The organism is Bradyrhizobium sp. UFLA06-24, from assembly GCF_054967145.1.
On record NZ_JADFUE010000039.1, the window covers coordinates 19118 to 34245 of the forward strand.

The following is a 15128-nucleotide window of genomic DNA, read 5'->3' on the forward strand; positions in this document are numbered from 1 at the left end:
TCTTAGCGCGGTTGGGGGCGAACAATGCAGCTCTTTCGTCCAGGCGCAAACACGATTGCGACCTTGGTCATGGCGTCTATTGGAGCAGCACCGGTGCTTGCAGTTGGGCTCTCCTATGAGGTGATGCGGTCTCCTTACGTCACCAACCAGAACGTCACCCGGAATCAGCCGGTGCCGTTCAGCCACGAGCATCATGTTTCCGGGCTCGGCCTCGATTGCCGCTATTGCCACACCTCCGTGGAGAAGGCGCGCTTTGCCGGCATTCCTCCGACCGAGACCTGCATGACCTGTCATTCGCAGATCTGGACGAATGCGCAGATGCTGGCGCCGGTACGGGAGAGCCTTGCCGGTAACAAGCCGATGGCTTGGACGCGCGTCAACCGGCTTCCCGACTATGTCTATTTTGATCATTCGGTCCACGTCGCAAAAGGAGTGGGATGCACCACCTGTCATGGCGACGTCGGACAGATGCGGCTGATGCGGCAAGCAGCTCCTCTTACGATGCAATGGTGCCTCGACTGCCATCGCAACCCTGAGCCTCACTTGCGTCCTCCCGAGGCGGTTTTCGATCGGAACTGGCAAGCGCCGAAGAACCAGAGCGAGGCGGGGTCCAAGCTCGCCGCAACTTACCACATCAAGACCGGTCATCTGACGGATTGCACCATATGCCACCGCTGAAAGAATTGCCGACGCGCCCCGACCCGTTTCGGCGCAGCAAGCTCAACCGCCGTCAGGCACTCGGCCTGCTCGCGACCGGCATGGCAAGTGGCCTCGCGGCCTGCAGCAAACCGGACGAGCAAATCCTGCCCTATGTCAGGATGCCGGAACGGATCGTTCCCGGCGAAGCGCTGAAGTTCGCGACGACACTGGGGTTGGCCGGCATCGGCCGCGGCGTGATCGTGACCTCGGTAGACGGCCGGCCGATCAAGGTGGAAGGCAACCCGCGTCATCCGGGCAGCCTAGGAGCCACCGATGTTTTCGCCGAAGCCGCCGTTCTCTCGCTCTATGATCCAGACCGCTCGCGTACCATTCTGCACAAGGGCGCCATAGCGTCGCGCGAAGCGCTCCTTGGAGTGCTTACCGCAGAGCTGACCGAGGCCCGCAGTCGTCAAGGGGATGGCCTGCGCCTGTTGACCTGCCGCACCACCTCGCCCACTCTTCTACGCCAAATCGATGGTCTGCTTCAGGCGTTCCCGACCGCGGCTTGGCACGCCTACGATCCGACCGACGACGAGAACGCGCGTCAGGGTGCGCAACTCGCTTTTGGTCAGGCCGTTTGTAGCTTGGCCGATTTCGCGCAAGCACGGATGATCGTCGCCCTCGATGCCGATCCCCTGGGGCACGGGCCCGACCAGATACGAATTGGCCGCGGCTTCGCAATGCGCCGCAACGACGCCAACGCCTTCTCCCGCCTCTATTGCCTCGAAAGTGCGCTCTCGTTGACCGGAGCCAAGGCAGACGAACGCCTTGCTCTCCGCCCTGAAGCAATCGAGCAGTTCGCCGCAAGCCTGGCACGGAAACTCGGCGCGCCCCTTGGCGCGCCCGAGCTTCCTGAGCGTGAGCGCCTGCTACTTCGAAAGATCTTGCTGGACTTGAATGCTCACAAGAGCGAAGCGCTCGTCGTCGCAGGGCCTGGGATGTCGAAGGAAGTCCACGCAATTGCGCACTGGATAAACGCCCAGCTGAATGCACCCGTTCGGCTCATCGATCCGATCGATCACACTCCCTCGGGCAGGCGGGCCGGAACGCTCCAACAGCTCGCCGATGATCTCGAAGGCGGGCGCGTGCGTCAGCTTTTTATCATCGGCGCCAACCCCGTTTATGACGCGCCGGTCGATTTGCAATTCGAGGCGAGAGCGCAGAAGGCGCAGTTTCGGCTGCATATGGGAGAGTATGTCGACGAGACCGCGGCTCTCGCGACTTGGCACGTGCCGCAGAATCATCAACTCGAGGCGTGGTCAGATTTGCGGGCCAGCGACGGGACAGCGAGCATCGTCCAACCTTTGATCAAGCCCCTGTACAGCAGCTTCGGCATTCACGAGGTTCTGGCCTGGATGGCCGGTGAACAGGACGCGAGCTCCTATGAGCTGGTTCGACAGACTTGGCGCGATGCGGCTCCGGAAGATTTCGAGGCGTGGTGGCAACGCGTGCTGCAAGAGGGCGTCATTCCGGGAACCGGCGCTCCTGCCGTGAAACCTGCTGTATCGGTCTCCCCCTCGAGTACGGGCGCCGAAGCTCAGGAGAAGAAGAACGGTCTAAGCCTGGTTCTTCGTCCCGACCCTTGCATGTGGGACGGCTCGTTTGCCAACAACGCCTGGCTGCAGGAATGTCCGAAACCGCTGAGCAAACAAGTCTGGGGCAATGCGCTGGCTTTGCATCCGAACGATGCAAGGCGGCTTGGCATCCAATCCGGCGACCTTGTGTCGATCGGCGCGGGGGGCCGGTCGATCGAAGTCCCCGTCCTGATAGAACCGGGATCGGCGATTGGGGTCTGTGCGCTTACGTTTGGCGGAGGCCGGCAAAAAGCCGGCGCAATCGGCAATGGCGTCGGCGCCAATGCTTATGCTCTCCGAACCTCGGACAACCCCTGGCGCCTTGCGCAGGTTTCGATCACGCGGACGGGACGTCGAGAACCGATACTGACGACCCAGAACATCGTCCGAACGCCAGAAGACGTCCGCCAATTATATCGGTCGTATCAACTTGGCCGCGCGCTGCCCTCGACGACGCCCCCCGACCAACCTAGCTTGATGCCTCCCCCCCCGAAGACCGACGACGGGCATGCCTGGGCCATGGTGATCGATACGTCGGTTTGCATTGGTTGCAACGCCTGCGTGGTATCTTGTCAGGCCGAGAACAACGTTCCCGTCGTGGGACCGGAGCAGGTCGCAATGGGACGGGACATGCACTGGATGCGTGTCGACGTTTACGATCACGGCGCCACCGACGACCCGCAGCTCGGCTTTCAACCGGTCCCCTGCATGCATTGCGAGCATGCGCCGTGCGAGCCGGTCTGCCCGGTTGCAGCGTCCGTCCACGATCATGAAGGCCTGAATGCTCAGGTCTACAATCGCTGCATCGGGACCCGCTTCTGCGAGGCGAACTGCCCGTACAAGGTGCGGCGGTTCAATTTCTTCGGCTACGCGGATGGCGAGGAATACGGCAACCTCGGCGCGGATTCCTATCGCGGACAGAAGAACCCGGAAGTGACCGTTCGCGCGCGCGGGGTGATGGAGAAATGCACCTATTGTGTTCAAAGAATCAGCGGAGCCAGGCGGGCCGCGGAACGCGAGAACCGTGCGATAGATCCCGATGAAGTCCGGACCGCATGTCAGAATGCCTGCCCCACTCGCGCCATCAGTTTCGGGGACATGAACCAGCCTGAAGCGGAGGTCAACACGCGCAAGGCCGATCCGCGCCACTATGCCCTGTTAGGCCATCTCGGCACGCGCCCTCGGACGACCTACCTGGCCGATGTTCGCAACCCGGCCGGGCCGGACGCGGAGGAACGGACATGAGTAAGGTTCTCGTGGCCCGGGACCCTCCGGCACACCGTTGGATCTCGTCCGAGCGCGCAGGTGACGTCGCCATCACGCAAGCGATCGCGGATCCGCTCTTCACCGGTTTCGGCAGAAGCTGGTGGTTCGCGCTCCTCATCACCTTCCCCTTCGTGCTCTGGCTGCTCGGAGCAATCATCTGGCTTTTCTATCAGGGCATCGGCATCTGGGGCATCAACTCGACCATCGTATGGGGTGTCGCGATTGCGAACTACGTCTGGTGGATCGGCATCGGTAATGCAGGCACTCTGATTTCGGCGATGTTGCTGCTGACGCGGCAGAGATGGCGCGCCTCGATCAACCGCTTCGCGGAAGCCATGACGCTGTTCGCCGTCGCGATCGCGGGGCTGATGCCGATCATCCACCTCGGACGGCCGATCTACGCGTACTGGCTCGCGCCCTATCCGAACACCATGGCACTCTGGCCGCAATGGCGCAGCGCCCTTGTATGGGACTTCTGGGCCATCATCAGCTACCTGCTGTTCTCGCTGTTGTTCTGGTACGTCAGTCTCATCCCTGACCTCGCCACCATGCGTGACCGCACGCCCCATCGGGCCGGCCAGCTGCTCTACGGCGCTTTTGCAGTCGGATGGCGCGGCTCGGCGCGGGAATGGTCTCGCCTGGAAACGCTGCATACGACGATGGCTGCCTTGGGCGTCCCACTCGTCTGCTCCGTGCATTCCATCGTTGGTCTCGACTTCGCGGCCAGCCTCATGCCCGGCTGGCAGGAGAGCATCTTCCCGCCCTACTTCGTCGTCGGCGCGATGTATTCGGGTTTCGCCATGGTCGTGGTGCTCGCGGCCGCGATCCGGTGGGGTCTTAGCCTCCAGGCCATCATCACGCCGCGCCATTTCGACGCAATGGCCCGCATCCTGTTGATGGCGTCCATCGTCATGTTCTACTCCTATGCCACCGAATGGTTCATGGGCTGGTATGGCGGCGAGCACGCCGAGCGGGAGGCAGTGCGCTTCGAATTCACCGGCACATACGCGCCACTGTACTGGGCCTTGCTGGCCTGCAACTGCCTCATCCCGCAGATCCTGTGGTGGCCGTTCGCGCGACGTTCGCTGCTGGTGCTGATACCGGTCGCCGTCGCGATCAACATCGGCATGTGGCTCGAGCGCATTCTGATCGTCTGGAACACGCTCTCACACGGCTACATGCCCTCGCTCTGGCGCAGCTTCCACTTCACCTTCTGGGACTGGAGCTTCCTGGTCGCGCCGCTCGGTTTCTTCGCGTTTTTGTTCCTGCTGTTCATGAGGCTGGTGCCGAGCGTCTCCATGTTCGACATGCGCCAACTCGCCCATGAGGAGCAAGCCGCATGACAGAGAAGCTGCTGGCGGAGTTCATGGATGGCGAAACGCTGAAGGCGGCGCTGCAGCGCGTGAGAGGCGCCGGGCATGCGGCCCTCGAGGCCTTCACGCCCTATCCGATCGAGGACCTGGCTGACCATCTCGGGCTGGACCGTTCGCGGATTCGTGTCGCGATGCTGGTCGGCGGGCTCACGACGGCGGCCTTCGCGTTCGCATTGCAATGGTACAGCGCGGTGATCGACTATCCGATCGACAGCGGCGGACGGCCGCTCAATTCCTGGCAGGTGTTCCTGCTGGTCCCCTTCGAAATCGGCATTTTTGCCGCTGCGCTCAGCGGCGTGATCGCTTTTTTTCGGTCGTGCCGCCTGCCGCGGCTGCACGACGCCTTGTTCGACATTCCGGGCTTCGAGCGCGCCACGCAGGATCGCTATTTTCTGCTGACGGCGTCGGGAGACAACACAGCCGATTTGCGGACGGTGCTCACCGAGGCAGGAGCCGTTGCCGTCACGGAGCTTCGCGAGCCATGACCCTGCGGCGGCTGGCATGTTTGATGATGCTATCAGCCGCGCTCGGAGGCTGCGGCGATCATTCCATGTCCCAGCAGAATCGCTACGGCACGTTCTCGAAGGCCGCACTGTTCAGGGACGGCACCGAGGCCCAATCCCCGCCGACAGGCACCGTCGCGCAGGGTGATCTGGAGCGCACGCAGCAGGTGTCGACGCCGCCGGGCGTCGACATGGCGCTGCTGTCGCGCGGCCAGGAGCGTTACGACATCTACTGCTCCCCCTGTCATGGGCTCTCCGGGCATGGCGACGGCATGATCGTGCAGCGCGGCTTTCCCGCCCCGCCCTCCTACCATTCCGCCCGGCTTCGTGCGGCCGACGCACGGCACTTCTTCGACGTGATCACCAACGGCTACGGCGCGATGTATTCCTATGCGGCCCGGGTCGAGCCGCGCGACCGTTGGGCCATCGTCGCTTATATCCGCGCGCTCCAGCAATCGCAGCACACCGACATGGCGGACGTGCCGCAGCTGAGGAGCAAGCTGCCATGATTGCCACGCTGCGCCACCAAACCCTTGGTGCATTCGGCAGGCCAGGCGTTGCGGTCGGTGTTTCCCTGCTGACACTCGCGGCCGCGCTGGTACTGGCTGCCGGACGCCTGGGTCCCTATCCAGCCCTGCTGCGAGGCTGGCTTGTCGCGTTCGCGATATGGAGCTGCGCCCCCATCGGAAGCATGACATTGCTGCTCATCCACCGCCTGACCGGCGGACGTTGGGGCGTCGTCGCCGGACCGACACTGCGTGCGCTGGCCGCCATGATGCCGCTCGTCGCCATCGCCTGCCTCCCGGTCCTCGCCGGCCTGCCATCCATCTATCCCTGGGCTGCGGATCCCGGCCAGATCAAGCCGGATGTCGCAGTCTGGTATCTGGGCCAGACGTCATTCATCCTGCGCGCGGCCGTCGCCCTCGCCGGATGGTCTGCGCTTGCTGTGATCTTTGCGTCGGGTCTCGGCGGGCGGCTGCTGGCCGCGCTCGGCCTTGCCTTCTTCGGTCTCACGATCAGCATGGTCGCGGTCGACTGGTTCCTTTCGGTCGAACCCCATTACGTATCCACCGCGTTCGCGTCCATGATTACCATACAACAATTGTTGGCGGCGCTGGGCGTCGCAGCAGTGTTCGGCACCTCGGACGTCGCGGGCGACGCGTGGGGCGATATCGGCATGGTCTTGATGGCAACGTTGCTGGGCGTCGTCTATCTCGAATACATGACGTTCGTCGTCGCCTGGTATGGGGATCTGCCTCACAAGGCCGCGTGGTTCCTCAGGCGCGCCTCGGAAGCCTGGACCGGCTTGCTGATTGCGACCTTTGCGCTCGGAGCCGTTTTGCCCTTCGCAATGCTCCTGCTCACTCGCGTGCGCCGCAGCCGCGCGGGGTTGCGCGCGGTCGGTGTTCTGCTGCTGCTCGGGACCAGCCTGCATTTTGCGTGGTTGATCGTCCCCGCCTTCGTCCGGCCCTCTGCTGTTGCGCTCACCGGACTTTGCTCGCTCGTCTGCCTGAGCGTTGCGTCCGTACTCTTCGGCAGGGGCATTGCCTCCGCGGAGGCGCACCATGCCGGCTGAGGAAATGGGCAACCGGGCGCGTCCGCAACCCGCGGACATCGATAACCGCGCCGTGCTCGCAGTCGTCGGCGGCTTCCTGCTGTTCGTCGCCGCAGCCATCGCCGGACTGTTGCTCTTCATGCATTCACAGGCGCCAGACTCCTTCAGCCCGCGCGTGAAACGCCAGTTCCCCTCGCCGGAGCTGCAGACATCGCCTGAAGTCGACCTCGCGCGGCTCACCACCGCGCAGCAAGCCCGGCTCTCCGGCTATGCCTGGATCGATCGCGACCATGACATCGCGCGCATCCCGATCGTGGAGGCGATGCGGCTCGTCGCGCAACGCGGCGCACACGCCTATGATCCCATTCTGGCTCCGCCCGCGGCCACTCCCGCTCCAAGCGGAGGCTCTCCATGAAGCGGGCCATCCTCCTCCTGATGCTTGCGCTGTGGCCCTCCCTTGCACGGGCCGGCTTGACCGAGCAGCAGATCAGGCGTGTCGGCTTTGACCCTCTCGCCGGTGCGCACGTGCCGCTCTCCCTGACGTTCACCGATCTCGACGGCCGGCAGGTATCCGTGCGCGAGGCGATCAATGGACGTCCGACCTTGCTGATCCCGGCGGACTTCACCTGTCAGCAGATCTGCGGGCCGGCACTGACCATCGCAAGCTCAGCCTTGCGTCAGACCGGCCTCACACCGGGACGGGATTACAGCCTCGTCATTGTCGGCATCGACCCGCGCGACGGCATCGATGACGCACGCCGCTTCACACAGGGGCAGATTGGGGACGCGGGAACAGCGGTCCTGACCGGATCGCGCGAGACCATCGCCGCGCTGCTCGACGCCATCGGCTATCATACCGAGGTCGACGGCGACGACGACGCCATCGCGCATCCGGCAGCGTTCGTCACGCTCGCGCCGGACGGGCGGCTCGTCCGGGCGCTGTCTAGTCTGGCGCTCCAGCCCGGCGATCTGCGCCTTGCATTGCTGGAGGCCGGCAATGGTCGCAACGGCGGACTTGCCGGACGCATCGCGCTGCTTTGCTACGGCTTCGACGCGGTGCACGGCATCTATACAAGCAGGATCACGACCGTCCTTCAGATCTTCGGAGCCGGGACGGTCGTCGTCATGGCGGGACTGATTGGGCTCATGTTGATGCGAAGCAGGCGTCGCGGAGCTTCGGCATGAACTCGCTGTTCACTCTGCCGGAGGCCAGCACCCACGCCGTCACGGTGGATCACATCTTTGAGCTACTGATGGTGCTGTCCGGTGCCACTGTGGTGCTGGTGTTCGGGCTGATCCTGCTATTCGCCGTTCGCTACCGGCGCGGATCGCCTGCCAAGCGCGGCCCGATGCCGGAATTCCTCAGCCGCGAATTCGAGATTGGCTGGACCGTCGCGACGCTGCTCACCTTCGCCTTCCTGTTCTGGTGGGCGTCTTCCGCCGATCTCAGCAGCCTGACGGTACCCCCGGGCGCGCTGGAGATCCACGTCGTCGCGAAGCAGTGGATGTGGAAAACGCAGCATCCGAACGGTGCTCGTGAGATCAACGCCCTGCATGTGCCACTGGATCGGCCGGTCCATCTGCTGATGAGCTCGCAGGACGTGATCCATTCCTTCTTCGTGCCTGCGTTCCGGGTCAAGAAGGACGTGCTGCCCGGCCGCGACACAGACATCTGGTTTCAGGCCAGCAAGACCGGCGCTTTTCCGCTGCTGTGCGCCGAATATTGCGGCACCAATCACTCGATGATGCGAGGCACGATCGTGGTCATGCGCCAGGACGACTATGCCCAGTGGTTAACCCGGCAACCCGAAGGCGACGACCTCGCGCATGAGGGCGCCAAGCTGTTCGTGGCGCAGGGATGCTCGGGCTGCCATGCCGTCTCGTCGAGCATCCACGCACCGCGCCTCGCGGGCCTTTATGGCCGCGCGGTGCAACTGGCGGATGGGCGCACAGTCACAGCAGACGATGCCTATATCCGCGATTCCATCCTGCAGCCGAAGCGCGGCATCGTCGCGGGCTTCGAACCGATCATGCCGAGCTTCAAGGGGCTGCTGGACGATGGCGAGATCCAGAGCCTGACCGCCTATATCCGTTCGCTCAGGGAGGAGACGCCACATGACTGACGCCCTGCTCGCCGGAGAGCTGCCTCTGCCGCCGCGTCCGGACTATCTGCGCCACGGCGCCACGGTCAGGTCTTGGCTCGTCACCACCGACCACAAGCGCATCGCCATCCTCTACGCGGTGACCATCACGGTCTTCTTCTTTCTGGGTGGTGCCGCGATCACGGCCGTGCGGCTCGAACTGTTCCAGCCCAATGGATGGCTGATGAACTCGGACACCTACAACAAGCTATTCTCGTTCCATGGGATCATCATGGTCTGGTTCTTCCTGGTGCCGTCGATCCCCAATACGTTCGGCAATTTCCTGCTGCCGCTGATGATCGGGGCGCCGGATGTCGCCTTTCCACGCCTCAATCTATTCAGCTGGTATTTGACCATCGCAGCCGGCGCATTCACCGTGTACGCCCTCGTCGCCGGCGGCGTCGACACCGGCTGGACGTTCTACACGCCTTACTCGACGATGTTCTCCAACACTCATGTTTTCGCGGCGGCGGCCGGCGTGTTCGTCGTCGGCTTTGCCAGCATCGCAACGGGCGTGAACTTCATCGCGACCACCCACATGCTCCGCGCTCCCGGCATGACCTGGTTCCGGCTGCCGCTGTTCGTCTGGAGCATCTACGCGACGTCGCTGATCATGGTACTCGCAACCCCGGTGCTCGCGATCTCGCTGCTGCTCGTGATCACGGAGCGCGTGTTCGGCCTGCCGATCTTCGATCCAGCACGTGGCGGCGATCCGATCCTGTTCCAGCACCTGTTCTGGTTCTACTCGCACCCGGCCGTCTACATCATGGTGCTGCCCGCGATGGGCGTGGTGTCCGAGATCATCCCCTGCTTCGCGCGACGGCGGATCTTCGGATACGACTTCATGGTCTACGCCATGCTGGCGATCGCCGGTATCGGCTTCTTCGTCTGGGGCCACCATATGTTCGTCTCCGGACAGTCGGCGCTGGCCAGCCTGGTGTTCTCGTTTCTGTCCTTCATCATCGCGGTGCCTTCGGCGATCAAGGTATTCAACTGGACCGCCTCGCTGTACCGCGGGCAGATCAGCTTCGAATCCCCGATGCTGTATGCGCTCGGCTTCGTCGGACTGTTCACGACCGGCGGGTTGTCCGGCCTGTTCCTCGCCTCGATCCCGGTGGACATCCACGTCACCGACACTTACTTCGTCGTCGCTCACTTCCATTACATCATGGTGGGCGGCTCCGTCTCCGCCTTTTTCGCCGGCCTGCACTTCTGGTGGCCCAAGGTTACTGGCAAGCTCTACCCGGAGAGCTGGGCGAAATTCGCCGCTATCCTGATGTATGCCGGTTTCAACATGACGTTTCTGCCGCAATTCGTCGCGGGCTATCTGGGCATGCCCCGGCGCTATCACACCTATCCGGCGGAATTCCAGATCTACAATGTGATGTCGTCGGCCGGCGCAGCGGTACTCGCAGTCGCGTATCTGCTGCCGCTCGGCTATTTCACCTGGTCCCTGTTCTACGGCGGCAAGGCCGCCAAGAACCCTTGGGGCGCGACGGGCCTCGAGTGGACCACGTCGTCGCCGCCCCCGCCGAAGAACTTCGACCGGCAGCCGCGCGTCGATCGGGGACCCTACGACTACCACGCGGAAGGCATGTCGGCCGGGACCGCCCCTCCCGAGATGCAAAATGCGAGAGAGATCTGATGAGTGACGAAAGTGCACTGCTGAGAGAACCCTGGTTCGATTTCGGCCGGCAGCGCGAGGCCGGCAAGTTCGGCATCTGGGTCTTCCTGGCCAGCGAGACGCTGTTCTTCGGGGCCTTGATGCTGACCTATACGGTTTGCCGGATCGAGCATCCCGAGGCGTTCGCCGCCGCCGGGCGCGAAACCAATATCTGGTACGGCACCATCAATACCGCGGTGCTGCTGACCAGCAGCCTGACCATGGCAATCGCCGCGCAGGCCGCCGAAGCGCCGGTACGGCTGCGGCGGCTCGTCCTTGCCGGCCTCATCGCCACGGCGCTGCTCGGCATCGCCTTCATCGTCACCAAGGGCTTCGAATATAGGGAGGACATCGACAAGCACCTCGTGCCGGGCGCCGGATTCGCCTTGCCGCAAGCGGGCGCCCAGCTTTTCTACGGCTTCTACTGGTTGGTCACGTCCGTTCACGCGATCCACCTGTCGATCGGCATCGCGCTGGTTGGCCGCCTTGTGTGGGTGCTGCTCCGGCGCGAGCTGCCCTTGCATGACAATCCGGAGATCGAGGTCACCGCTTTGTACTGGCACTTGGTCGATATCGTCTGGATCTTCCTGTACCCGCTGATTTATCTGCCGGGCCGCGCATCATGAGCGAACGAACTGAATCGAGCGGTGCTGTCCGCCGTCTGATGGCGAAGAATCTTCTGATTTGGGCCGCGCTTCTAGCGCTTCTCCTGCTCAGCCTCTTTGCGGCCTACATTCCTATGGGGCGAGTAACGACAGCCAGCGGCATCATCATTGCTGCGGCAAAATCGACCCTCGTGGTCTTGCTCTTCATGGAGCTCGCCTCAGCGAAGCCGCTGATCCGGGTCGCAGCAATTTCAGGGCTTGTTTTCCTGATCGCAATGTTCGCACTGACCTTCGCTGACGTCCTCGCACGGCCTTAGGCCGCCGACGACTCCAATCCCTTTACCCGCACCAAAAAATGCATCCCGAGCGATAGCGTAAGCGACGCCTATGATCTCGTCTCGCATGAAGCAGCTTGCTTTCTGAACACGGGAGACACTGATGTAGAAGTCAGGATCACCCTCTTCTTCGAAACCCGCGAACCGGTTGGGCCCTATCTGGTGAGAGTGCCCGCTAAGCGCACGCTGCACATGCGCTTTAATGATCTGACCGACCCGGCACCGGTCCCCCGGGACACGAGCTATGCCTCACGAGGCTAGTTCGCCGATCGTGGTTCAGCATATACGCCTCGATTCTCGGCAACCAGCAATGGCCCTGCTTACCACGGTCGCCTTTCCGGCAACATAGCCCAGTGCTGCTCCCGGGCCCAACTCAGAGCCTGGAGCTAATCTCTGTCGCTTATTCAGTCGCTCACCTCGAGCGTAACCGCGCCCGGTCGAAGCAAGAGCGTTTCGGTCGCCCGGACCTGGGCGGACGGAGCTCGAACTCGCTGCAGACGGGCGCACCGCTAACATTTCGGCCCCCTTCCGCTGCATCGCAATTGGAACCCAGCACGATCCCTGGAATTAAATTAGTCCGATGAACGGGCTCCCGGTTTCGTCAACGCGCGGCTCACTGAGATAAGAGGACGGTTGCTCTGATGTACGGCGGGCGCAAAGGAGTCGGCTCGCAAGGAGGCGCTCCAAGCGCACCTCACAAGGCCGCGGGTACAAACAGGCTTCTGAAGCGCATTCCGGATGGAGAGCTCGCCCTCGTTTCATCGATCGCCAACGCCGTCGAGCTAAGATCGCGTCAGGTTTTGCATCATTGGCGTTTGCCGATGGAGCACATCTATTTTATTTGTGGCGGTCTTGTTTCCGTTTCGGCCAAGGTCGACGACTCCCGCTTCGTCGAGGCTTGGCTAATCGGATCTGAAGGTATGGTCGGCACGCCCTTCGTTCTCGCACCCGACGACTCGAGTCCACCGCACCGACGAGTCGTTCAAGTCGGAGGAACCGCCCTGCGAATATCCTCCGCGCATTTCGTTGCCGCTCTCAAAGACTTACCCGTGCTTCGTGAATTGATCCTGCGGTACATTAACCTGGTCCTGTTCCAGACATCGCAATGCGGTGCCTGCAATTCGCTTCATTCCGTGAAGCAGCGATTGGCGCGCTGGCTGCTTATGGGCATGTCAGCTTTGGAGTGCAACGAATTGCCGCTCACACACGCCGTTCTCGGCCAGTTGCTCGGCATCCGTCGCGCTAGCGTGAGCGAGTGTCTGGAGGCTCTGGAGAGTCACGGCATGATTCAAAACGTTCGCGCTGCAATAAGGATCGTGGACAAGGCAACGCTGGAGCGGACCGCCTGCCCCTGCTATAGATTGATACAGCGCGAGTATGACCGACAGATAGCGACGTTTGGTATCTCGCCCCGCTCTCCTGCCGAGCGTGTTCTGTGATTTACTCAGTCGGCACATCTTTTTTTGAGATATGCCCGCTCGCGGCGCCCTGGAATCACCGAGCGACCGCCACGGCTCGCCGCGGCACAACCGCAACGACTTGGGCGTGAGCCAAGTGGATCGCGCCAACGCAGATAAGCCAGGAACGTGCGTCAAAACTGTGAGTTTTTCCTGAGAGGACATGTCACATGCCACACAACCTCCAGGCCAGAACAATCGCCAAAGTCACCAGACGCCTCGTTCCGTTTCTCGTCGTTTGCTATTTTGTTGCTTATCTAGATCGGGTGAATGTCGGGTTTGCCGCGCTCACCATGAACGCGGATCTCGGCTTGTCACAGACGGCGTTCGGGTTCGGAGCCGGCATCTTCTTTATCGCCTATTTCATCTTCGAGGTGCCATCCAACCTGTTGCTCGAACGTCTAGGTGCGCGCACATGGATCGCCCGCATCATGCTCAGCTGGGGCATCCTGTCTGGATTGATGGCATGCCTTCCTTGGATTTCGCGCGTTTCCGGACTTGGCAATGAGAATAGCTTCTATCTCCTGCGCGTGTTGCTCGGTGCGGCGGAGGCTGGCTTCTTTCCAGGGATCATCTTTTATCTCACTCTTTGGTTCCCGGCGGAATACCGCGCTAGGATCGTCGGATATTTCATGGCCGCCATTCCACTCTCGACAGTGATCGGCGCGCCGGTTTCAGGGCTCCTGCTCTATCTTCACGGCGGCTTCGGCCTTGCCGGCTGGCAATGGCTTTTTCTCATCGAAGCGATACCTGCGATTGTGCTCGCCGTGGTCGTGTTCTTCTATTTGACCGATCGCCCGCAAGACGCAGGTTGGTTGGCAAGCGACGAACGCGAGTGGCTCAGCCAGCGACTTCTGGCCGAACGTCGCAGCCGGGAGGCCGTGCGCATGTACACGGTGGCCGAAGTCCTATTTGATCGGCGCGTAATCGCTCTTAGTCTAATCTACTTTGGTGCAGTCGCGACCAATTACGGGCTCAGCTTCTTCCTGCCCCAAATTGTCAAGGCATTCGGGCTCAACACCTTTCTGACCACCCTCGTCTCTGCAGTCCCGTACGTTGTTGGCGTGATCGCCATGATCTGGTGGGGAAGGCGCTCGGATTGGGCTGCGGAGCGGCGTTATCATGCGGCGATTCCCCTGTTCATAGCGTCTGCCGGACTCGTAGGAGCTGCTCTTTTGAGTGATCCAAGCCTGAAAATGCTCGCATTCTGTTTTGCCGGCTTTGGTATCTTCGCCTGCCTGCCGGTGTTCTGGACATTGCCGACCGCCTTCTTGTCTGGAGCCGCGGCCGCCGCCGGCATTGCCGTGATCAACTCCATCGGCAATCTCGCGGGGTTCGCCGGCCCATTCGCGATGGGCTGGCTCCGAGACCACACGGGCAGCTATAGAGACGGGCTTCTGCTGCTCGCCGGTCTCGGCATAATCGCAATGGGGATTGTACTCGGAATTTCGCATGACGATACACTCGAGCGGTCGCCATCATCGGCTCCGTAATGGAGACCTGCTCGGCCTTTTGCGCACCAGACCTTCGCTACCGGTGCGTCGATGTCTTCTCCCGTTCGCTTCGTCGAGCATGCGGAGGTACCGAGAAATTACTCCAGGGCGCTACGCTCCCAAGCAGATCGCAATCCAGATCGCGGAGATGCCCGGGGCTGTAGTAGTATGCAAGCAGCAACTGCATTGCTCGTCGAGCGGGACGTGCTCGCGCGCCATCCGTTGGCAGAATATCGTCGCGAGTGCGGCTATCGCGTCGTGGAAGCAACTGACCACGACGAGGCGCGTGAATGCTTCGAGAGCGGGAATCCTTTATCAATGTGGCGTTGATCGACGTAGGCGGCCCCACCGGTTCCGGGTTTGCTCTTTCCGCGTGGATACGGAGCAACCACCCATCCGTGAAGACAAGGCTGGGCGCGACGGTCGGGAAGGTCCTAGCGCTCGCAGTAGACCTTGGGGCCCGG

At 62.3% G+C, this 15128-nt stretch carries 14 protein-coding genes and 1 pseudogene; all 15 read left to right on the plus strand.

Annotated elements, in window-relative coordinates:
• Nucleotides 1-24: 24 nt before the first annotated feature.
• Nucleotides 25-678, plus strand: a complete 654-nt coding sequence (locus IF809_RS26255; protein WP_462838962.1) for a cytochrome c3 family protein — start codon at nucleotides 25-27, stop codon at nucleotides 676-678.
• Entirely contained in the window at nucleotides 666-3518 is a 2853-nt protein-coding gene (locus tag IF809_RS26260) for a 4Fe-4S dicluster domain-containing protein (protein WP_462838963.1), read from the plus strand. Before IF809_RS26255 ends, IF809_RS26260 begins: the two co-directional genes overlap by 13 nt.
• Nucleotides 3515-4882: an NrfD/PsrC family molybdoenzyme membrane anchor subunit gene (nrfD, locus tag IF809_RS26265; protein WP_462838964.1), complete on the plus strand. Its 1368-nt coding sequence runs from the start codon at nucleotides 3515-3517 to the stop codon at nucleotides 4880-4882. The genes IF809_RS26260 and nrfD overlap by 4 nt, the downstream gene beginning before the upstream one ends.
• Nucleotides 4879-5397: a DUF3341 domain-containing protein gene (locus IF809_RS26270; protein WP_128965746.1), complete on the plus strand. Its 519-nt coding sequence runs from the start codon at nucleotides 4879-4881 to the stop codon at nucleotides 5395-5397. The genes nrfD and IF809_RS26270 overlap by 4 nt, the downstream gene beginning before the upstream one ends.
• Nucleotides 5394-5924 (plus strand): c-type cytochrome, encoded by a 531-nt coding sequence (locus IF809_RS26275; RefSeq protein WP_462838965.1) that lies wholly within the window; start codon nucleotides 5394-5396, stop codon nucleotides 5922-5924. The genes IF809_RS26270 and IF809_RS26275 overlap by 4 nt, the downstream gene beginning before the upstream one ends.
• Nucleotides 5921-6991 carry a hypothetical protein gene (locus tag IF809_RS26280; RefSeq protein WP_462838966.1) on the plus strand — a complete coding sequence of 357 codons (1071 nt, stop codon included), beginning with the start codon at nucleotides 5921-5923 and terminating at the stop codon, nucleotides 6989-6991. The genes IF809_RS26275 and IF809_RS26280 overlap by 4 nt, the downstream gene beginning before the upstream one ends.
• A complete protein-coding gene (locus IF809_RS26285) occupies nucleotides 6981-7385 on the plus strand; it encodes a hypothetical protein (RefSeq protein ID WP_128965745.1) in 405 nt (134 codons plus the stop codon). Before IF809_RS26280 ends, IF809_RS26285 begins: the two co-directional genes overlap by 11 nt.
• Nucleotides 7382-8155, plus strand: coding sequence for an SCO family protein (locus IF809_RS26290; protein WP_128965744.1), 774 nt, complete (start codon nucleotides 7382-7384; stop codon nucleotides 8153-8155). Before IF809_RS26285 ends, IF809_RS26290 begins: the two co-directional genes overlap by 4 nt.
• On the plus strand, nucleotides 8152-9093 hold the full coding sequence (coxB, locus tag IF809_RS26295) for a cytochrome c oxidase subunit II (RefSeq protein WP_462838967.1): 942 nt from the start codon (nucleotides 8152-8154) through the stop codon (nucleotides 9091-9093). Before IF809_RS26290 ends, coxB begins: the two co-directional genes overlap by 4 nt.
• Complete coding sequence (locus IF809_RS26300; protein WP_453979312.1) at nucleotides 9086-10756, plus strand: cytochrome c oxidase subunit I; 1671 nt, start codon at nucleotides 9086-9088, stop codon at nucleotides 10754-10756. Before coxB ends, IF809_RS26300 begins: the two co-directional genes overlap by 8 nt.
• Nucleotides 10756-11400 carry a cytochrome c oxidase subunit 3 gene (locus IF809_RS26305; RefSeq protein ID WP_462838968.1) on the plus strand — a complete coding sequence of 215 codons (645 nt, stop codon included), beginning with the start codon at nucleotides 10756-10758 and terminating at the stop codon, nucleotides 11398-11400. The genes IF809_RS26300 and IF809_RS26305 overlap by 1 nt, the downstream gene beginning before the upstream one ends.
• A complete protein-coding gene (locus tag IF809_RS26310) occupies nucleotides 11397-11696 on the plus strand; it encodes a cytochrome C oxidase subunit IV family protein (protein ID WP_453979314.1) in 300 nt (99 codons plus the stop codon). Before IF809_RS26305 ends, IF809_RS26310 begins: the two co-directional genes overlap by 4 nt.
• Nucleotides 11697-11738: 42 nt before the next feature.
• Nucleotides 11739-12063 (plus strand): annotated as a pseudogene (locus tag IF809_RS26315) (sensory rhodopsin transducer).
• A 292-nt stretch (nucleotides 12064-12355) separates the two neighbouring features.
• Entirely contained in the window at nucleotides 12356-13153 is a 798-nt protein-coding gene (locus IF809_RS26320; RefSeq protein ID WP_462838969.1) for a Crp/Fnr family transcriptional regulator, read from the plus strand.
• 188 nt (nucleotides 13154-13341) lie between these two features.
• Complete coding sequence (locus IF809_RS26325) at nucleotides 13342-14664, plus strand: MFS transporter (RefSeq protein ID WP_462838970.1); 1323 nt, start codon at nucleotides 13342-13344, stop codon at nucleotides 14662-14664.
• Nucleotides 14665-15128 lie beyond the last annotated feature (464 nt).

Excerpts from the sequence above, each read along its gene's own strand:
- IF809_RS26260 (WP_462838963.1), top strand. The coding sequence starts at position 666 with ATGCCACCGCTGAAAGAATTGCCGACGCGCCCCGACCCGTTTCGGCGC.
- IF809_RS26300 (WP_453979312.1), top strand. The coding sequence starts at position 9,086 with ATGACTGACGCCCTGCTCGCCGGAGAGCTGCCTCTGCCGCCGCGTCCG.
- IF809_RS26325 (WP_462838970.1), top strand. The coding sequence starts at position 13,342 with ATGCCACACAACCTCCAGGCCAGAACAATCGCCAAAGTCACCAGACGC.
- nrfD (WP_462838964.1), top strand. The coding sequence starts at position 3,515 with ATGAGTAAGGTTCTCGTGGCCCGGGACCCTCCGGCACACCGTTGGATC.
- IF809_RS26320 (WP_462838969.1), top strand. The coding sequence starts at position 12,356 with ATGTACGGCGGGCGCAAAGGAGTCGGCTCGCAAGGAGGCGCTCCAAGC.
- IF809_RS26305 (WP_462838968.1), top strand. The coding sequence starts at position 10,756 with ATGAGTGACGAAAGTGCACTGCTGAGAGAACCCTGGTTCGATTTCGGC.
- IF809_RS26290 (WP_128965744.1), top strand. The coding sequence starts at position 7,382 with ATGAAGCGGGCCATCCTCCTCCTGATGCTTGCGCTGTGGCCCTCCCTT.
- IF809_RS26255 (WP_462838962.1), top strand. The coding sequence starts at position 25 with ATGCAGCTCTTTCGTCCAGGCGCAAACACGATTGCGACCTTGGTCATG.
- IF809_RS26285 (WP_128965745.1), top strand. The coding sequence starts at position 6,981 with ATGCCGGCTGAGGAAATGGGCAACCGGGCGCGTCCGCAACCCGCGGAC.
- coxB (WP_462838967.1), top strand. The coding sequence starts at position 8,152 with ATGAACTCGCTGTTCACTCTGCCGGAGGCCAGCACCCACGCCGTCACG.
- IF809_RS26270 (WP_128965746.1), top strand. The coding sequence starts at position 4,879 with ATGACAGAGAAGCTGCTGGCGGAGTTCATGGATGGCGAAACGCTGAAG.
- IF809_RS26310 (WP_453979314.1), top strand. The coding sequence starts at position 11,397 with ATGAGCGAACGAACTGAATCGAGCGGTGCTGTCCGCCGTCTGATGGCG.
- IF809_RS26275 (WP_462838965.1), top strand. The coding sequence starts at position 5,394 with ATGACCCTGCGGCGGCTGGCATGTTTGATGATGCTATCAGCCGCGCTC.
- IF809_RS26280 (WP_462838966.1), top strand. The coding sequence starts at position 5,921 with ATGATTGCCACGCTGCGCCACCAAACCCTTGGTGCATTCGGCAGGCCA.